Below are 16,626 nucleotides of genomic sequence, written 5' to 3' on the forward strand. Positions count from 1 at the left end.
CGTCAGCGGTAAAGTTGAATATCAGCTCCTCATTTTGATACTTTGAGGTTAGGGTTGCAGATTGCTCGGGGGTGAAGGTGGCTGATTTGATTTCATCCGGATTTTTCATTGAGCAAATTCTGCATTTGCCGTTTAGATAATCGTGGTTGTTTGTTGGGGGCACAATATCTGTTTTTTCGGTGTATTCACAGGTGGAGCATTTGTATATCTTGTAGCCCTCCCTATTGCAGGTTTCGGCTACATTTGAGTCGAGATATATGTCGTGCTCGTGCTTTTTGATAGTAAAGGTGTTTTGCTCATCGGCAATTTTATCCTTGCAATAAATACCGATGTAATATGTTTTCCCTGCTTCAAATTTGTCATATACTATTCCGGCAGAAAAATGGCTCGGGTGACCGCTATAGCCCTTTTTTTGCTGATACAATCTGTCGTTCAAAACATTATGGTCTTCGTCCATAATATACGGCAAAAAGATTGAAGAGCCGCATGTTGTAAACACAGCATACTGTCCGTCGCTTTCGGGCACAAAGGAATAGTAAATGTATGTATCGCTGCTTGTAGCGGGGAGCACGTTTTCCTCGTTTTCCACAGCTTGCTTTACAGTTGTCGTGTTGTTGCACCATTTGCAAACAGGTCCGCCCTCAAACGACAGATAGTGCTTGTTTGGGTCTATGGGATTTGTATCGGTATAATTGTAGCCACAGCCCGAGCAACGATAAGTGTTGGTTGATTCCTTTGAGCAGGTGCTTGTGCCCTTTGTCAGATTAAAATTGTGCAAATGATTTTTTATAACAAACGAAATATCACCTATTGCATTACCGTTACCAAAACACACCTTTATCAAATATTCTGTGCCTTTTGTCAGCAGTGCAGTAGAATAGCTTTCGCTGTTGAAATAAATATTATATGCCAGATTTTTATTTGTAACGGTGTCCGTTATTTCGCACATATAAATTGTTGCATTTATTCCACGTACGTCATAATATCCGTCCTCGTCGGGCACAAATGAAGCGTAAACATATTCTCCCGCCTTGGTTGTTGACAGCGTTACTGTTTCATCTAATGACGCCTGCGTCGGCTCAATTTTGTAGTTTTCATCCTTTGCAGAGCAATTTTTGCATATTCCGTTTATGTAATTATGTGCTCCTGTTGCAGGAGTAATATCTGTGTGAATTGTGTGGTTGCATTTTTTACACGTCCTTTGAGTGTAGCCGTCGTTTGCACAGGTGGGAGCAACTGTTTTTACAGTAAAATAGCTATGCTCACATTCTTCTGCATACGCAGCAAAGCCAACGCTTAGGGAAGAAAAAGCAATAATTATTGAAAGTAAAATGCTGATTGTTTTTTTCATAGTCCTTCTCCTTAGTTTATTTTGATTGAGTATGTCGGCGACCATCTTCCGTTTAGCCGTGTAGATTTGTTCCACGTGTAGGATGCTCTTGCTCTGATGTAGTAGGTCTTTCCGGGGGACAATCCCAAAAGTGAAGCTGTTGTTGAATTTACACCGCTCGCAGTTACCGATTTGCTGTTCTTGAAGCTTTTTGATGCAGAATATTGAATTTCATATTTTTGTATAAAATCCTCAGTCGCAAAGCTTGGTTTTTTCAATTTTACGGTAACCGTGCCGTAGCTTGCCGATATTGACGAAATATCAATATCGGGAGGTAAAAGAGTATATCTTGCTACAAGGTAACCCGAATATAAATCTGTATTGTCAAATGAAGCGCTTACATAATTGTTTTTTGAACAAGACAAATCTCGGTCATATTCCGCTTTGTAGTATTTTTTGGGGATTTCGTATCCGTTTCTGTCAAGCACTGCAATAATCTTTGGCTTGGCGGTTTTGTTGCCGTTGTAGTATACAGTCTCTGTGTCGAGCACAATGTATTTGGGGGCAGGAAGTGTTGCTTGTGCTTCAACAGAGCAGTTAACACATCTCGCCCTTACAAGCGAATCCTTTCCCTCGGTAGGGCTACCGTATGCCGCATCGTACTCAAAGCTGTGCTTGCCGGTTGCTTTGATAGGGCAGGTTTGCTTCCAACCGCAGACATTGCAGGTCCTTACCTTTTCGCCCAAAACACCGCAGGTGGCCTTTTTGGTTATTTGCCATTCGCCAAACGTATGCTCCTTTTCGTCATTTTCGTAGCAGATGTTTATCGGGTAATAATCCTGCATATATTCTTTTTCGTTGAAGTTTTGTGCAAGCTCGCTTGGGCTTTCCACCAAGTATTTGTAGCTTATATGATTAAAGGAATTGCCTTTTTTACTGTAAGATTTTTTGCCTGAGGAAAAATCATTTGGGTGCGTGACTTCCATTTTTACAACATATCCGTTTGCCTCGTTGGCAGCCTCATTTGTTGATTCAACCAATACTGCCTCATTTTGCTCCTTTGTTGATTCAGTGTTGGTTGTTGCTTCCTTTTTATCATTTTTCAAGGCAGATGTTTCGTTTTTGCCTTCATCTTCAGCATTGCTTTTGTTTTCAAACAATACCGAGCTGACATTTTGAACTATTGATTTTCCGGTTATCTCTCCGACAGCGGCATTAACGGTTAAAGTGCCTGTTGCAATTATTGCAGCAATTATTGCAATCCTTAGCGAACGGTTAAGATTACTCCAGGAAATTCTTTGAGGGCTAACCATTTTTCTTATGCTTTCGCTTGTCAGTGCCAAATGAGGTGCAGACGATATATCATCGCTGTCCTCAAGCTCGTATAATGCATTGACACAATCATCTATCAAATTGCAATCCGGCTCTTCCTTGTTTAATTCCTCGTCAATAACCTCGTTCAAATAATCAATAAGCTGTGCATTGTTGATTTTATCATTAAGCACTAAAAGCAGTGCCTTGCTGTTTGTTACAAGCTCCATGCTATATGCCTCCTCCCCTGATTTCATTTAATGTAGGGGTTATCAGTTCCTTGATTTTTGCCCTTAATCTTGATGTTCTCATAGCAACCGCTGACGGCGGTATATCCAATATTGAGCCTATTTCCTTTAGGGATTTTTGCTCTATATATTTCATTTGATATAGCTCAATTTCGGAATCGGTCAGCTTTGCAATAAGGATTTGATGTGCCTTTTCAATATCAATGCTGTCATCCTGTCTTTGCTCGTATTCGTCTTCAATACAAAAGGAAATACCCTCTGCTTCTTCAAGATTTTTGGTGCGTCTTGCGTTTTTGAAGTATTTTTCCTTTGCCTTGAGCACCATATTATTTGCGGTTTTGTAAAGAAACGCTCTGGGATTTTGAAATTTTTCACCGTCAAGCAGCTTGCTGTAAAACAAGCAGTATGTATCCTGTACACAATCGCTTGAGTATTCGCTTGCTTCTCCCAACCGAGTATAACAAAACCTTTCCAATGATTTACTGTACAAGGTAAAGGCTTCTTCAAGCTGTTCGTCGGCATAGGCTTTTCCCATGAGCATTCCTCCTTTCAAAAACGGTTTATTACAACCCCTCACTAATTAGTCCGCAAAATCCTTCAATATAACATAATTTTTTTCATTATACCATAATTTCCGCCTTATCAAAACAAAAAATGAGGCAGACACATTTAGTGTCTGCCTGTTACCATTTTAGCCTATTACCTTGTAGCCTTGGTCTTCAACAGCCTGCTTCAAAGCATCGTTTGTTATTTCCTTTTCCATTGTCACAACGGCTGTTCCTGCCTTATGGCTGACCTCGGCATTTGTCACTCCGTCAAGTGCCTCAAGTGCCTTCTTTACGTGCATCTCGCAGTGTCCGCACATCATACCTTCAATTTTTAATGTCTTTTCCATAGTTTTTGTCTCCTTTTCGGTTGTAGTTTTTAATGTATTTTTGATTTTGTGATTTTGTTTTGAATCATACATCTTAAACAGATTTAAGCGCAGTGCATTAGTGACTACGCAAAAGCTTGACAGGCTCATTGCCGCCGCAGCAAACATCGGATTAAGCCTCCAGCCAAGTATATTGATAAATACACCTGCCGCCAAGGGTATACCGATAATGTTATAAATGAATGCCCAAAAGAGATTTTCGTGAATGTTTCGCAGCGTTGCACGGCTCAGGCGAATTGCCGCAGGGACATCGGATAAACGGCTTTTCATCAGCACTACATCTGCCGCATCAACAGCAACATCTGCTCCTGCACCGATAGCAATTCCCACATCTGCCCTTGTGAGTGCCGGAGCGTCGTTTATTCCGTCACCCACCATAACAACATTTCCTTTTTTCTGTAGCTCGCGAATTACGTTTTCCTTGCCGTCGGGGAGCACGCCTGCAATCACTTCATCAACACCTGCTTTTGCTCCGATTGCTTTTGCAGTGCGCTCGTTATCACCTGTCAGCATTGCAACATAGATGCCCATATTCTGCATTTCCTTTATTGCCTGCGGGCTGTCATCCTTGATAGTATCTGCAACTGCGATGATACCGCAAAGCTCACCGTTTCGGGCAAAGAACAACGGTGTTTTTCCCTCTTCGGAAAGTCGCTCTGATTTTTCTTTCATTTCACTCGGAACGGAAATTTGCTCGCTGATAAATTTATAGCTTCCGCCAAGTAGGGCATCACCGTTAAGATTTGCGGTAAGTCCGTTGCCCGACAAAGCCTTGAACTGCTCTGCATCGCCGACTGTCAAGCCTTCCTGCTCGGCCCTTTGATTGATTGCTCGTGCAAGCGGATGTTCGCTTTTTTTCTCCAACGCGTAGGCAACAGACAAAAGCTCTTTTTCACTTATGCCTACGGGAATCATATCTGTTACCGTTGGCTCACCTTTGGTTATCGTTCCTGTTTTGTCAAGGGCGACAATTCGCGTTTTACCTGTTTTTTCCAAGGATACTGCGGTTTTGAACAAAATACCGTTTTTCGCACCCATTCCGTTGCCTACCATAATTGCAACAGGAGTGGCGAGCCCAAGTGCACAGGGACAACTGATTACTAACACTGATATACCCCTTGCCAAAGCAAAGCCTACTGTCTGACCGGCAATAAGCCATGCTATAACCGTTATCACTGCAATAACAATAACGGTAGGGACAAACACACCCGACACCCTGTCTGCAACCTTTGCAATAGGTGCCTTTGTTGCAGCCGCGTCGCTGACCATTTGAATAATTTGCGAAAGTGTAGTGTCCTCACCGACTCTTGTGGCTTCGCATCGTATAAATCCCGATTGGTTAATTGTACCTGCAGAAACTGTGCTTCCAACCGTTTTGTCCACCGGAATGCTTTCACCTGTAAGAGAGGATTCATCTGCTGCGCTGTTTCCATCTAAAATTATTCCGTCCACAGGGATGCTTTCACCCGGACGAACAACAAAAGCATCACCCTTTGCAACCTGTTCAATCGGAATAATTATTTCAGTGCCGTCACGATAGACGGTTGCAGTCTTTGGAGCAAGCCTCATCAGGCCTTTAAGAGCATCGGTTGTTTTGCCCTTTGAGCGAGCCTCAAGCATTTTTCCAAGGGTTATCAGTGCAAGTATCATAGCGGCGGATTCAAAGTAAAATTCGTGCATATATGACATTACCGCATCTGCATTGCCTTTAACCTGTGCATCTGTCATAGCAAACAGAGCAAAGGTGCTGTAACCAAAGGCAGCCGTAGCACCCAATGCAACCAATGTGTCCATATTCGGTGCACGGTGCCACAAGCTCTTAAATCCGCTGATGAAAAATTTTTGATTGATAACCATAATTGCAACCGTCAGCAATAGCTGCAAAAGTCCCATTGCAATATGATTATTTTCAAAGAAAGACGGCAAAGGCCATCCCCACATCATATGCCCCATCGAAACATACATAAGAACAATCAAAAAGCCAAGAGATGCAATCAGCCTTTTTTTGAGCACGGGAGTTTCTCTGTCCTTTAACGCATCTTCATTGGAATATGATTGTGAATTTTGTTTGCTGTTTTCTTTTTTTAGACTTGCCGTGTATCCTGCGTTATGTACCGCCTCTATGATTTCCTTTGAATCGGCAGTACCCTCTATGCTCATTGAATTGGTTAATAGGCTGACCGAGCAGGAGGTTACACCCTTAACACCCGATACCGCCTTTTCTACCCGAGCAGTGCAGGCGGCACAGCTCATACCGTTTACAGTATATTGTTCCATAATTAAACAGTAACACTTCCTTTATTTCATGAGCTTTTGTAAGGTCACTACTAACTCGTCAATTACATCATCATTGCCGTTGCGAATATCTCTTGCAACACAGCCTCTGATGTGACTTGCCAACAGCTCCTTGTTAAAAGCATTAACAGCAGCGTTCACGGCAGCCGACTGTACCAAAATATCTGCACAGTAAGCGTCTTTTTCCACCATTTTGCGAATACCGCGAATTTGTCCTTCAATTCGGTTCAGGCGGTGGATTAGCTTTTTTCTTTCTTCATCGGAACGCTCTGTTGTTTTTTCACAGCAAGCGCATTTTTTCATATCATCCATAACACCATTCCTTTCATACCCCTGTGGGGTATTGCTATTATATACCCTTATAGGGTATATGTCAAGCGTGAAGGAATTTGCTTTGGCATTTCAGCTTTTCTTTACAAAGGCAGTATGCGGAATATGAAGTAGATAACAAGTCCGAAAGCAAACCAAATCAGCGAAAACGGTAGGCAAATCTGCCCCATAATGTTGAGAGGAACGTTGCTGTAATCCCATACATTCATACCTAAAAAAATGTTGAATATAATGCCGAAAACAAATTCAAGCAGAGTTATAATTATTGCCGCTGCCAAAGCAAAAAGCAGGGGAGAAACCTCTCTGTTTTCTCTGTATATTACAAACAGAAAAAGCATGGCAAGACCTGCACAAAAAAACATACTGTAATGAGTCCTTGACCTGTACAGCAGTTCAATAAGGCAGTAAATATCTCCGCCGAGCAAAAAAACCGTTGTGTACATCAAAAAAGTATTCATAACGGTAGTGTTTACATTTTTTATTCAAATAAACCGACTTGCTCAAAAATGTGTTATTGTTTTACCGACAGGCAATAATTAATTCCCTTTGGAGCAATTATTTTGCTTGTCGATTTTTGGTTGTATTCCTTAAAGTACTGTTCGTTAATTTCCTTATTATTCAAGCGCTTCCTTTTTGTTTCCCTCAAAATTAGGGTTAAAGAATTTAATGCCGTTAGCCTAATGTAAGGGTGTAAAAAAGAGAAAGAATCCTTTTCGAGATTCTTTCTCTTTTGATTTTTTATTAAGCCTGAAGCATTTTGAATTGATAGAATTCGCCCTTTTTTGCCATAAGCTCGTCGTAGGTTCCTATTTCTGCACAGCCGCCGTCCTTTATTACGGCAATGCGGTCTGCGTTTTGGATGGTTGAAAGCCTGTGTGCAACAACAAATGTTGTTCTGTTTTTTGTAAGATTATCAAGAGCTTCCTTTATTTTCTTTTCGGAAACCGAGTCGAGTGCCGAGGTTGCCTCGTCAAGAACAATTACCTGCGGATTCCTGATAAGTGCTCTTGCTATTGAAATTCTTTGCCTTTGTCCACCGCTTAAATTTGAGCCGTGTTCGGTCAGCTTAGCATCAAGTCCGCCGTCGAGCTCGCTGATTAAATCCTCAAGCAACGACGCCTTTACCACCTTGTCAATTTCCTCTTGGCTTACGTTTGCCAAGCCGTAGGTGATGTTTTCTCTTATTGTTCCGTTAAAGATTATCGGGTTTTGAGGAACAACCGCAATGTGCGAACGATATGTTCTCAAATCAATGTCGTTAATGCTGTGGCCGTCTATTTTCAGCACACCGCTGATCGGTAAATCAAAACCTATAACAAGGTTAAGTATTGTGGACTTTCCTGCACCGCTTTCGCCGACGAGGGCAATTGTTTCTCCGGCAGGAACGTTAAGGCTAAAGCCTTTAAGCACATCCTTTTGCTTGTCGTCATCATAGTGAAAGCACACGTTTTCAAAGCAGTATTCTCCGCGAAGCTCCTTCATTTTGTACTTTCCTTCGTTGTTTTCCACATCGTTTTCAAGCAGAAGCTCGCCAATGGATGAAAGCGACTCCATTCCTTTGGAAATTATCGGCATAAGAGTAATAAGCGCCGTGATGTTTCCGACGATTGCGGAAAAATAGCTTTGGTAAAGCACAACATCGCCCACCGGAATTTTCTTTTTGAAGGCAAGAAATGCGGTGAAAACAAGACAGCTAAGCTGAAGCAGTTGAAACGTCAGCCACGACACAGACCCGAACAGAGCCTGAAAGGTGTCAAGCGAATAGCCCTTTTTCTTAACGTTGTTGATTTGCTTTTCCATTCTGCCAAGCTCCCAATTTTCAAGCGAGTGAGCTCTTGAAACGGGAACAAGCTCTACCATTTCAATCATTTTGGCTCCGGCGGTTTCCATCTCGCTTCTGAAAAGCTTGTTTTTCAGTCGTATCTTATTCCTAAACAACAGCGTTACAACGACTGCGACAGGTATTGAAATAAGGAAAAATCCAAAAACGATAAGGCTTTTTGACAGTGTTACGGAAATGGTAACAATTATCGTCAGCACAAACATCAACAGATTTACAAACAGCTGCTCCGAAAGCATTTGGAACTGTTCAACGTCACGCATCAGCTTTGCCTGAAGTCTGCCGTTTTCCGTGCTTTTATGATAGCGAATGGAAAGCTGTTGGATTTTTGAAACGAGAGCAAGCCTGAGTCCTGCCTCTGCATTTCGTATTGCCGATGAATAAAAGTGAACGTGCAGGTAGTTTAGGGGTACGTTGATTATAAGCAGTACTCCGAACGCGACTGCATTTATCACAATTTTTGTTTTGTCCTGCGGAGTTGACGACGCAGCAAAATTTATTAGATTTGCAGTAATAATAGGAAGCAACCAAACAGGTGAGTGCTTGATTGCAAAGCAAATTGAAGAAAGCAAAATCTTCATACTGCTTCCCTTGTAAATTGCACAAAGCGTTTTGAAGGCATTGTTTTTGCCTGCCTTAAAATAACCCTCGTATTGCTTTTCGCTTTCGTTAATGTCCATAATCTCCCCTCCCTGCGATAAGCACTATGCCTTTACTCTATCATATGTTAGGTGGAATTTCAACGGATTTTTACCGTTACCCTAATGTAAGGGTGTAAAAAAGAGAAAGAATCCTTTTCGAGATTCTTTCTCTTTTGTATTTTTATTTGTAGTTTATGAAGACAAGGCCGACAAGGCATATTACGATGCCTACAACCTTGTTCCAGGTGATTGCTTCCTTAAAAATCAGGTAGCCTACGAATATCAGTGCAACTGCCAAAAATGCACTTTGCACTATTGCTGCCGTGCTGACCTGCCAGCCTGCTCTGTACGCATACAGCCAACCGACCTCCAAGCCTATTATTACAAATCCAAATGCAAATGATGCCCAATTCAATTTTGAATACTCTTGAAAAAGGTTGCCGCCTTTGTTGAATACAAAGAACAGTATTACAGATATTACCGCCCCAACCAAGTATGTTATTGAAAGCGATGCAAATGGGTTAAGGTTGCCGGGTACCGATTTTGCACAGATTTGGTACATAACATTTGAAAAAACCACAAGTGCTATCGGCCATATATAGTTTATCATTTTGTCCTCCGTTATATTGCCTTAAAGTTGATGCTTGCCTTTCTTGCCTGTGAACAAAGCTATCATTTCTAACATTTTACAGGAATAATATTGATTAGTCAATATATATAAATTAATACATATTATAGGCTCTCGGCATAGCATTTAGGTGCATAAACAATTTTAATGATATATCAAAATTGATAAAAAATATTGAATATAAAAAACTGTTGACAAATAAAAAATACAGGAGTATTATGGGAACATAAAGAACGAGGGCGTTCCACAATGGGTGGAGCGCCCCCTTCTCATTTTATAAGCCATTTGCGGTGTTGTACGGCTTATAAATAAATATTTTAGGAGGAGTGTATTATATGAGTAAGTACACAAAGGAACAAATCTTAAAGGACGCAAAGGAAAACAATGTTGAATTCATCAGACTTCAGTTTACCGATCTTTTCGGTATTATGAAAAATGTTGCCATTACTCTTTCACAGCTCGAAAAGGCACTTGATAACGACTGTATGTTTGACGGCTCATCTATCGACGGCTTTGTAAGAATTGATGAATCCGATATGTACCTGCATCCTGATTTTGACAGCTGGGTAATCTATCCTTGGGGCAAGCATCTTGAAGTGAAAACAGGTCGCTTGATTTGCTCTGTTTACAAGGCAGATAATGTTACTCCGTTTGAGGGTGACCCAAGAAATGTTTTGCAGAAGGTTATCAATCAGGCTGCCGAAATGGGATACGGCTTTAATGTAGGTCCTGAATGTGAGTTCTTCCTCTTTAATACAAACGAGGACGGTACCCCTACACTTGAAACCAACGACAAGGCAGGCTACTTTGACCTTAACCCAATTGATACAGGCTCAAGCTGTCGTAGAGATATTTGCCTTGCACTTGAGGATATGGGCTACACCATTGAGGCTTCTCACCACGAGGTTGCCGAGGGACAGCACGAGATTGATTTCCAATTCGGTGACGTTATGACAACAGCTGACAGAGTTATGACCTTTAAGCATGTTGTAAAAACATATGCAACAAAGCACGGTCTGCACGCAACATTTATGGCTAAGCCTATTGAGGGAATCAACGGCTCCGGTATGCACACCAATATGTCACTTTATGACCTTAAGACAGGCGAAAATGTATTTGACGATCCAAACGGTGAGTTAGGACTCAGCGATACTGCATACAGCTTTATTGCAGGTATTATGGCTCACATTAAGGGTATTGCGGCAATTTCTAACCCAACTGTTAACAGCTACAAGAGATTGGTTCCGGGCTATGAGGCTCCGTCGTATCTTGTATGGTCAACATCAAACAGAAGCTGTCTTGTTCGTATTCCTGCATCTCGCGGCAAGGGAACAAGAGTTGAGCTTCGTTGTCCTGATCCAACCTGCAATCCATATCTTGAAATGGCACTTTGCCTTGCAGCAGGACTTGACGGAATCAAGAAGGGCTTGAAGCCTGCACCTGCTTATGATGAAAATGTATTCGCTTTGAGCGATGAGGAATTGAAGAAAAACGGTATTGAGTGTCTTCCGGGTTCACTTGCCGAGGCTATTGCGGCTGCCGAGGCTGATCCGTTCATCAAAGAAACACTCGGTGACCATGTATTTAACAATTACATTACAGGTAAGAAGGAAGAGTGGGACAGCTACAAGACATCCGTTTCAAAGTGGGAAATTGATCAGTATATGATTAACTATTAATTAACCCTCTCTGGTTGACAATTGTCAACTTAAAAGTCAGCGTCTTTGAGGCTTTTGCCTCAGGGATGCTGATGAATAAAAAACATATGATGTAACGGCACATTGCGGCTTTCGTGCCATTGCATTTTATTTGATAACAAACTGATAAACTATAGGAGAAACTTAATATGAATGATTCAATATTAGAAGCAATCAGCGAAAATGTTTTTGGAGTCTGGTTTTTAATCGGCGCTGCCCTGGTATTCTTTATGCAATGTGGCTTTGCTATGGTTGAAAGTGGTTTTACAAGGGCAAAAAACGCAGGAAACATTATTATGAAAAACCTTATGGATTTCTGCATCGGCTCTGTAATGTTTATACTTATAGGCTATAGCTTAATGTTCAGCAAAGATTATATTGCCGGACTTTTTGGTTTACCGAACCTTGGCCTGTTAACAAATTATTCGGGCTCAAGCGGTGACTGGTCAAATTTTGTATTTAACCTTGTTTTCTGTGCAACAGCGGCAACTATCGTTTCAGGCGCTATGGCAGAGAGAACAAAGTTCAGCTCGTACTGCATTTATTCAGCGGTAATTTCAGCAGTCGTTTATCCTATTGAGGCAGGCTGGATTTGGAATCCTGACGGTTGGCTTGCACAAATGGGCTTCCACGATTACGCAGGCTCAACGGCTATTCATATGGTTGGCGGTATCGCTGCTCTTATCGGTGCAATGTTTCTTGGCCCTCGTATCGGCAAGTATGTTGTTGATAAGAAGACCGGCAAGAAAAAGGCAAAGGCTATACCGGGTCACTCATTAACTCTCGGTGCTCTCGGTGTGTTCATCCTTTGGTTTGGCTGGTACGGCTTCAACGGTGCAGCAGCAAAGGATATTGACACATTGGCGTCAATCTTTTTAACAACAACTCTTGCACCGGCAGTTGCTACCTGTGTAACAATGATATTCACTTGGATTAAGGACGGCAAGCCGGATGTGTCAATGTCACTTAACGCATCCCTTGCAGGCTTGGTTGCAATTACCGCTCCGTGCGATTGTGTAAACGCACTCGGTTCAATTATAATCGGTGCCGTTTCGGGTATTCTTGTTGTAGTGGTTGTTGAGCTTCTTGACAAAAAGCTGCACATTGATGACCCTGTCGGCGCGGTTGGTGTTCATATGGCAAACGGTATTTGGGGTACTCTTGCAGTCGGCCTTTTCTCAACAGGCTACGACGGCGTAGGTAAGGGCTTGTTCTACGGCGGTGGCTTTAAGCAGTTAGGTATTCAATTTGTAGGCTTTGCCTCGGTTGCAGCTTGGACTGTTGTTACTATGGTTGTTGTATTTGCAATCATCAAAAAGACAAACGGTCTTCGAGTTTCTGCCGAGGAAGAAATCAAGGGACTTGACGCAACAGAGCACAATCTGCCGTCCGCATATGCAGACTTTGTTCCTGCAAATGTTCTTATTGCATCAAGCAACACATATGCTCCTGCACAGTCGGTTGAAAAGGCTGTACCTGTTGAAACATTTACAACCAAGACAGACGCTGTTCTTTCAAAGGTTGTTATGATATTCAATCCGTCAAAGTTTGAGGAGCTTAAGGAGGCCATGAACGAAATCGGTGTAACCGGTATGACAGCCACAAATGTTATGGGCTGCGGTGTGCAAAAGGGACACATCAGAAAATACCGTGGTGTAGAGATTGAGGAAATGAGCCTCCATCCAAAGATGAAGCTTGAAATGGTTGTATCGGCAGTTCCTGTTAAAAAGGTTATTGAGGCAGCGCGAGCTGTGCTTTACACAGGTAATATCGGTGACGGTAAAATCTTTGTATACGATGTTGATGACGTTGTTAAGGTTCGTACAGGCGAGCATGGATATGACGCACTTCAGGGCGTTGACGACGAATAAAAACAATAAAAATGCCTCCCGTATATTATGGGAGGCGGGTTGCTTTGGCAACGTGCGGGCTTTGAAATCCTGCACATTACCTTATGCTCAATAGCTCCCTTTGTACAAGGGAGCCTTGTTCAATTTTATAAAAATAAAGGAGAGAGGTTATGTTAAGAGAGGGACAAATCAGAATCCCGTCGGGCTGTGCGATTGCGGCGATTATTGACAGAAAGGGCAATAAAATCAACGGCTCTGAAATCATTAAATCCATTGCACTTATGCACGACAGGTCAAACGGTCTCGGCGGTGGATTCGCCGCCTACGGTATTTATCCTGAACATAAGGATGAATATGCTATTCACGTGTTTTATGATAATGCGCAGGCAAAAAAATCCTGCGAGGAGTTTTTGTTTAAGCATTTTAATATCGATGTCGCAGAAAAAATACCAACCCGTCAGGTTCCAAGCATTGAAAACGGACCTGACATTTGGCGTTATTTCGGCAAGGCAAACAGAGTAAGAATGAAAAGTGCTCGCCTTGATGAGCTTGAGTATGTTGCACAGTGCGTAACAAAGGTAAACAATTCCGTCGACGGTGCATACATCTTTTCAAGCGGTAAAAATATGGGATGCTTTAAGGCTGTCGGTTATCCCGAGGATGTAGGCGAGTTTTATATGCTTGACCAATATGATGCATATCTTTGGACAGCACACGGAAGATTTCCAACCAACACTCCGGGCTGGTGGGGAGGCTCTCACCCGTTCAACATTCTTGATTGGTCAATAGTACATAACGGAGAAATTTCCTCTTACGATGCAAACAGAAGATATATCGAGCAGTTCGGATATATTTGTACAATGCAAACAGATACAGAGGTTATCACATATTTGTTTGACCATTTGCTTCGTCACCACAATCTTCCTATTGAGGTTGCCGCTGATGTTTTGACGGCACCCGAATGGGATGAGATTGACCGAATGGATGACGAGAGAAAGGAATACTTTACCAATCTTCGCTCAATTTACAGCGGAGCCTTGGTTAACGGTCCGTTTTCTGTTATTCTCGGCTCAAACAAGGGCCTGCTTGCTATTAACGATAGACTCAAGCTTCGTTCGTTAACTGCGGCAACAAAGGGTGACAGAGCATACTTTGCAAGTGAGGAATCGGCTATAAGAATTATTTGTCCAAATCCCGAAAAGGTTTGGTCGGTAAGCGGCGCAGAGCCTGTTTTCATTCCTCTTGAAATTGATGAAGAGGAGGTTGATTACTAATGATAAACTACATTCCGAGAAGGTTTACCGTAGTTCGTGATAAGGATTTGTGCATTAATTGCGGTTGTTGCGTGCGTCAGTGTGCAAATGAGTGTCATTATTTTGCAGATGACGGCAAAACCGTTTTGGCAAATTCAACCGAATGCGTTGCCTGTCACAGATGTGTTGACCTCTGCCCGACAGGAGCACTGCGAATTGAAAAGTATGTTTGCGATTATCGTGACAATGCAAACTGGACTGCAAGCTATCAGCAGGAGATTTGCCGTCAGGCAAATACAGGCTCAACTCTGCTTTCTGCTATGGGTAATCCAAAGCCGTACCCTATTTATTGGGATAAGATTTTGCTTAACGCATCACAGGTAACAAACCCATCCATTGATCCGTTGCGTGAGCCTATGGAAATCAGAACAATTTTGGGTCGTAAGCCTGACAGATTAGAGGTTGAAAAAAGAGGTAAATCCGTTACAAAAATGCCTCCTCAGGTTATGATAGAAACACCTATTATGTTTTCTGCAATGAGCTTTGGCTCAATCAGCCTTAATGCCCAAAAGTCGCTTGCCATGGCTGCCAAAAATCTCGGCACACTGTTTAACACGGGTGAGGGCGGCTTGCATCCCGACCTTAACGATTACGGCGACTATGCGGTTGTTCAGGTTGCATCGGGTAGATTTGGCGTTCACAAGGGCTATCTTAATAATTCAAGATTTATAGAAATTAAAATAGGTCAGGGTGCAAAGCCGGGTATCGGCGGTCACCTGCCGGGCGAAAAAGTAAATGTTGAGGTATCAAATGCCCGTATGATTCCGGAGGGCTCGGATGCTATTTCTCCTGCACCGCACCACGACATTTATTCTATTGAGGATTTGCGTCAGCTCATTTGGAGCTTAAAGCAGGCAACCGACGGCAAAAAGCCCGTGTCGGTTAAAATTGCGGCTGTGCATAATGTTGCCGCTATCGCTTCCGGCTGTGCACGTGCAGGTGCCGACATTGTGGTTATTGACGGCTTCAGAGGCGGTACGGGTGCCGCACCTACACGTATTCGTGACAATGTGGGTATTCCTATTGAATTGGCACTTGCAGCAGCTGATCAAAGGCTTCGTGATGAGGGTATTCGTTCAACGGTTTCTCTTGTTGCGGCAGGCTCATTCCGTTGCTCAAGCGATATAGTTAAGGCTATTGCACTCGGTGCAGATGCCTGCTATGTTGCATCGGCACCGCTGATTGCTATCGGCTGCCATATGTGTCAAACCTGTAATACAGGTAAATGTAATTGGGGCATTGCAACTCAAAGACCGGATTTGACAAAAAGATTAAATCCGGAGATTGCCCACCAACGAGTAGAAAATCTTATTAATGCTTGGAATCACGAAATCAAGGAAATCATGGGCGGTATGGGTATTAACTCAATCGACTCGCTTCGCGGCAACAGGCTTATGCTTCGTGGCATAGGTCTTACCGAAAAGGAGCTTGAAATTCTCGGCATTAAGCATGCAGGCGAATAGGGGGTTAGATTATGATTGAAGCAGGACTTAGACGATATGAGGAAGTAAATGACGAAATCAAGACTGCCCTCAAAAAGAGCAACAAATGCACTGTTAAGGATGTTAACGGTCAGCGATATATAGGCTGTGCACTTGATGCAGGCAAGACAATTGAGGTGCACGGAACTCCGGGTAATGATATGGCTTGCTATCTTAACGGCGGCAGGGTTGTCGTTTACGGCAATTGTCAGGATGCCGTGGGCAATACAATGAACGGCGGAGAGATCGTTGTTTACGGTCATTGCGGAGACGCTATGGGCTACGGTATGCGAGACGGTCAGATTTACATCAAGGATAATGTTGCCTGCCGTGGCGGTATTCATATGAAGGAATTCAGAGAAATGCGACCTGTTTTGGTTATCGGTCAAAATGCAGGCTCGTTTCTCGGTGAATATATGGCAGGCGGCACCATCGTTCTTTTGGGGTTGAATATGAAGCGTGGTGAAAAGCTGTTCGGCTCTCACTGTGCAAGCGGTATGCATGGCGGCAAAATATTTGTTCGCGGTGCATTTCCAAAGGAAAATTTAAGCGATAACATTAAGGTTGAAAAGCTAAACGATGAGGACGAAAGGGAGCTTAAGGCTTATGTAAAAAGGTATTGCAAGTATTTTGATGTAAGCTATGACAGTGTTATGTCAAAGCCGTTCAAAAAGCTTGTTCCCGCAACATCAAGACCTTATGCAAACCTGTACACGCCAAATTAAAGG

13 protein-coding genes are annotated in these 16,626 nt (G+C 42.7%); 5 read left to right on the forward strand and 8 right to left on the reverse strand.

All coding sequences use genetic code 11. The features are described 5' to 3' along the window. The 8 genes from Q0P34_RS04190 to Q0P34_RS04225 form a co-directional block, all read right to left on the reverse strand. Nucleotides 1–1,351 (reverse strand): hypothetical protein (locus Q0P34_RS04190; protein WP_366783623.1); only part of this gene is annotated, 1,351 nt, incomplete at its 3' end. A gap of 11 nt (nucleotides 1,352–1,362) precedes the next feature. After that, nucleotides 1,363–2,871: a fibronectin type III domain-containing protein gene (locus tag Q0P34_RS04195; RefSeq protein WP_294953326.1), complete on the reverse strand. Its 1,509-nt coding sequence runs from the start codon at nucleotides 2,869–2,871 to the stop codon at nucleotides 1,363–1,365. 1 nt (nucleotide 2,872) lies between these two features. Continuing rightward, a complete protein-coding gene (locus tag Q0P34_RS04200; protein WP_294953329.1) occupies nucleotides 2,873–3,424 on the reverse strand; it encodes a sigma-70 family RNA polymerase sigma factor in 552 nt (183 codons plus the stop codon). Nucleotides 3,425–3,580: 156 nt separating this feature from the next. Beyond that, entirely contained in the window at nucleotides 3,581–6,100 is a 2,520-nt protein-coding gene (locus Q0P34_RS04205; RefSeq protein ID WP_294953332.1) for a heavy metal translocating P-type ATPase, read from the reverse strand. A gap of 21 nt (nucleotides 6,101–6,121) precedes the next feature. Beyond that, complete coding sequence (locus tag Q0P34_RS04210; protein ID WP_294953335.1) at nucleotides 6,122–6,430, reverse strand: metal-sensing transcriptional repressor; 309 nt, start codon at nucleotides 6,428–6,430, stop codon at nucleotides 6,122–6,124. 101 nt (nucleotides 6,431–6,531) lie between these two features. Then, a complete protein-coding gene (locus Q0P34_RS04215) occupies nucleotides 6,532–6,906 on the reverse strand; it encodes a hypothetical protein (protein WP_294953338.1) in 375 nt (124 codons plus the stop codon). A gap of 283 nt (nucleotides 6,907–7,189) precedes the next feature. Further along, a complete protein-coding gene (locus tag Q0P34_RS04220) occupies nucleotides 7,190–8,968 on the reverse strand; it encodes an ABC transporter ATP-binding protein (RefSeq protein WP_294953340.1) in 1,779 nt (592 codons plus the stop codon). Between the two features lie 142 nt (nucleotides 8,969–9,110). Then, nucleotides 9,111–9,539 (reverse strand): EamA family transporter, encoded by a 429-nt coding sequence (locus Q0P34_RS04225; RefSeq protein WP_294953342.1) that lies wholly within the window; start codon nucleotides 9,537–9,539, stop codon nucleotides 9,111–9,113. Nucleotides 9,540–9,892: 353 nt separating this feature from the next. On the opposite strand from Q0P34_RS04225, the gene glnA reads away from it, so the two are divergent. The 5 genes from glnA to Q0P34_RS04250 all read left to right on the forward strand — a co-directional run bounded on the left by glnA (nucleotide 9,893) and on the right by Q0P34_RS04250 (nucleotide 16,623). Next, the gene (glnA, locus tag Q0P34_RS04230; protein ID WP_294953345.1) at nucleotides 9,893–11,236 is read left to right on the forward strand and encodes a type I glutamate--ammonia ligase; all 1,344 of its coding nucleotides are present in this window, start codon (nucleotides 9,893–9,895) and stop codon (nucleotides 11,234–11,236) included. A 167-nt stretch (nucleotides 11,237–11,403) separates the two neighbouring features. Continuing rightward, entirely contained in the window at nucleotides 11,404–13,125 is a 1,722-nt protein-coding gene (locus Q0P34_RS04235; RefSeq protein ID WP_294953347.1) for an ammonium transporter, read from the forward strand. A 149-nt stretch (nucleotides 13,126–13,274) separates the two neighbouring features. Continuing rightward, complete coding sequence (locus Q0P34_RS04240) at nucleotides 13,275–14,378, forward strand: glutamine amidotransferase family protein (protein ID WP_178669235.1); 1,104 nt, start codon at nucleotides 13,275–13,277, stop codon at nucleotides 14,376–14,378. Beyond that, the gene (locus tag Q0P34_RS04245; protein WP_294953352.1) at nucleotides 14,378–15,880 is read left to right on the forward strand and encodes a glutamate synthase-related protein; all 1,503 of its coding nucleotides are present in this window, start codon (nucleotides 14,378–14,380) and stop codon (nucleotides 15,878–15,880) included. Before Q0P34_RS04240 ends, Q0P34_RS04245 begins: the two co-directional genes overlap by 1 nt. Nucleotides 15,881–15,891: 11 nt before the next feature. Further along, complete coding sequence (locus tag Q0P34_RS04250) at nucleotides 15,892–16,623, forward strand: glutamate synthase (protein ID WP_294953355.1); 732 nt, start codon at nucleotides 15,892–15,894, stop codon at nucleotides 16,621–16,623. Nucleotides 16,624–16,626: the final 3 nt, after the last annotated feature.

This window comes from uncultured Eubacterium sp. (genome assembly GCF_945980375.1).
Classification (GTDB): domain Bacteria; phylum Bacillota; class Clostridia; order Oscillospirales; family Acutalibacteraceae; genus Eubacterium_R.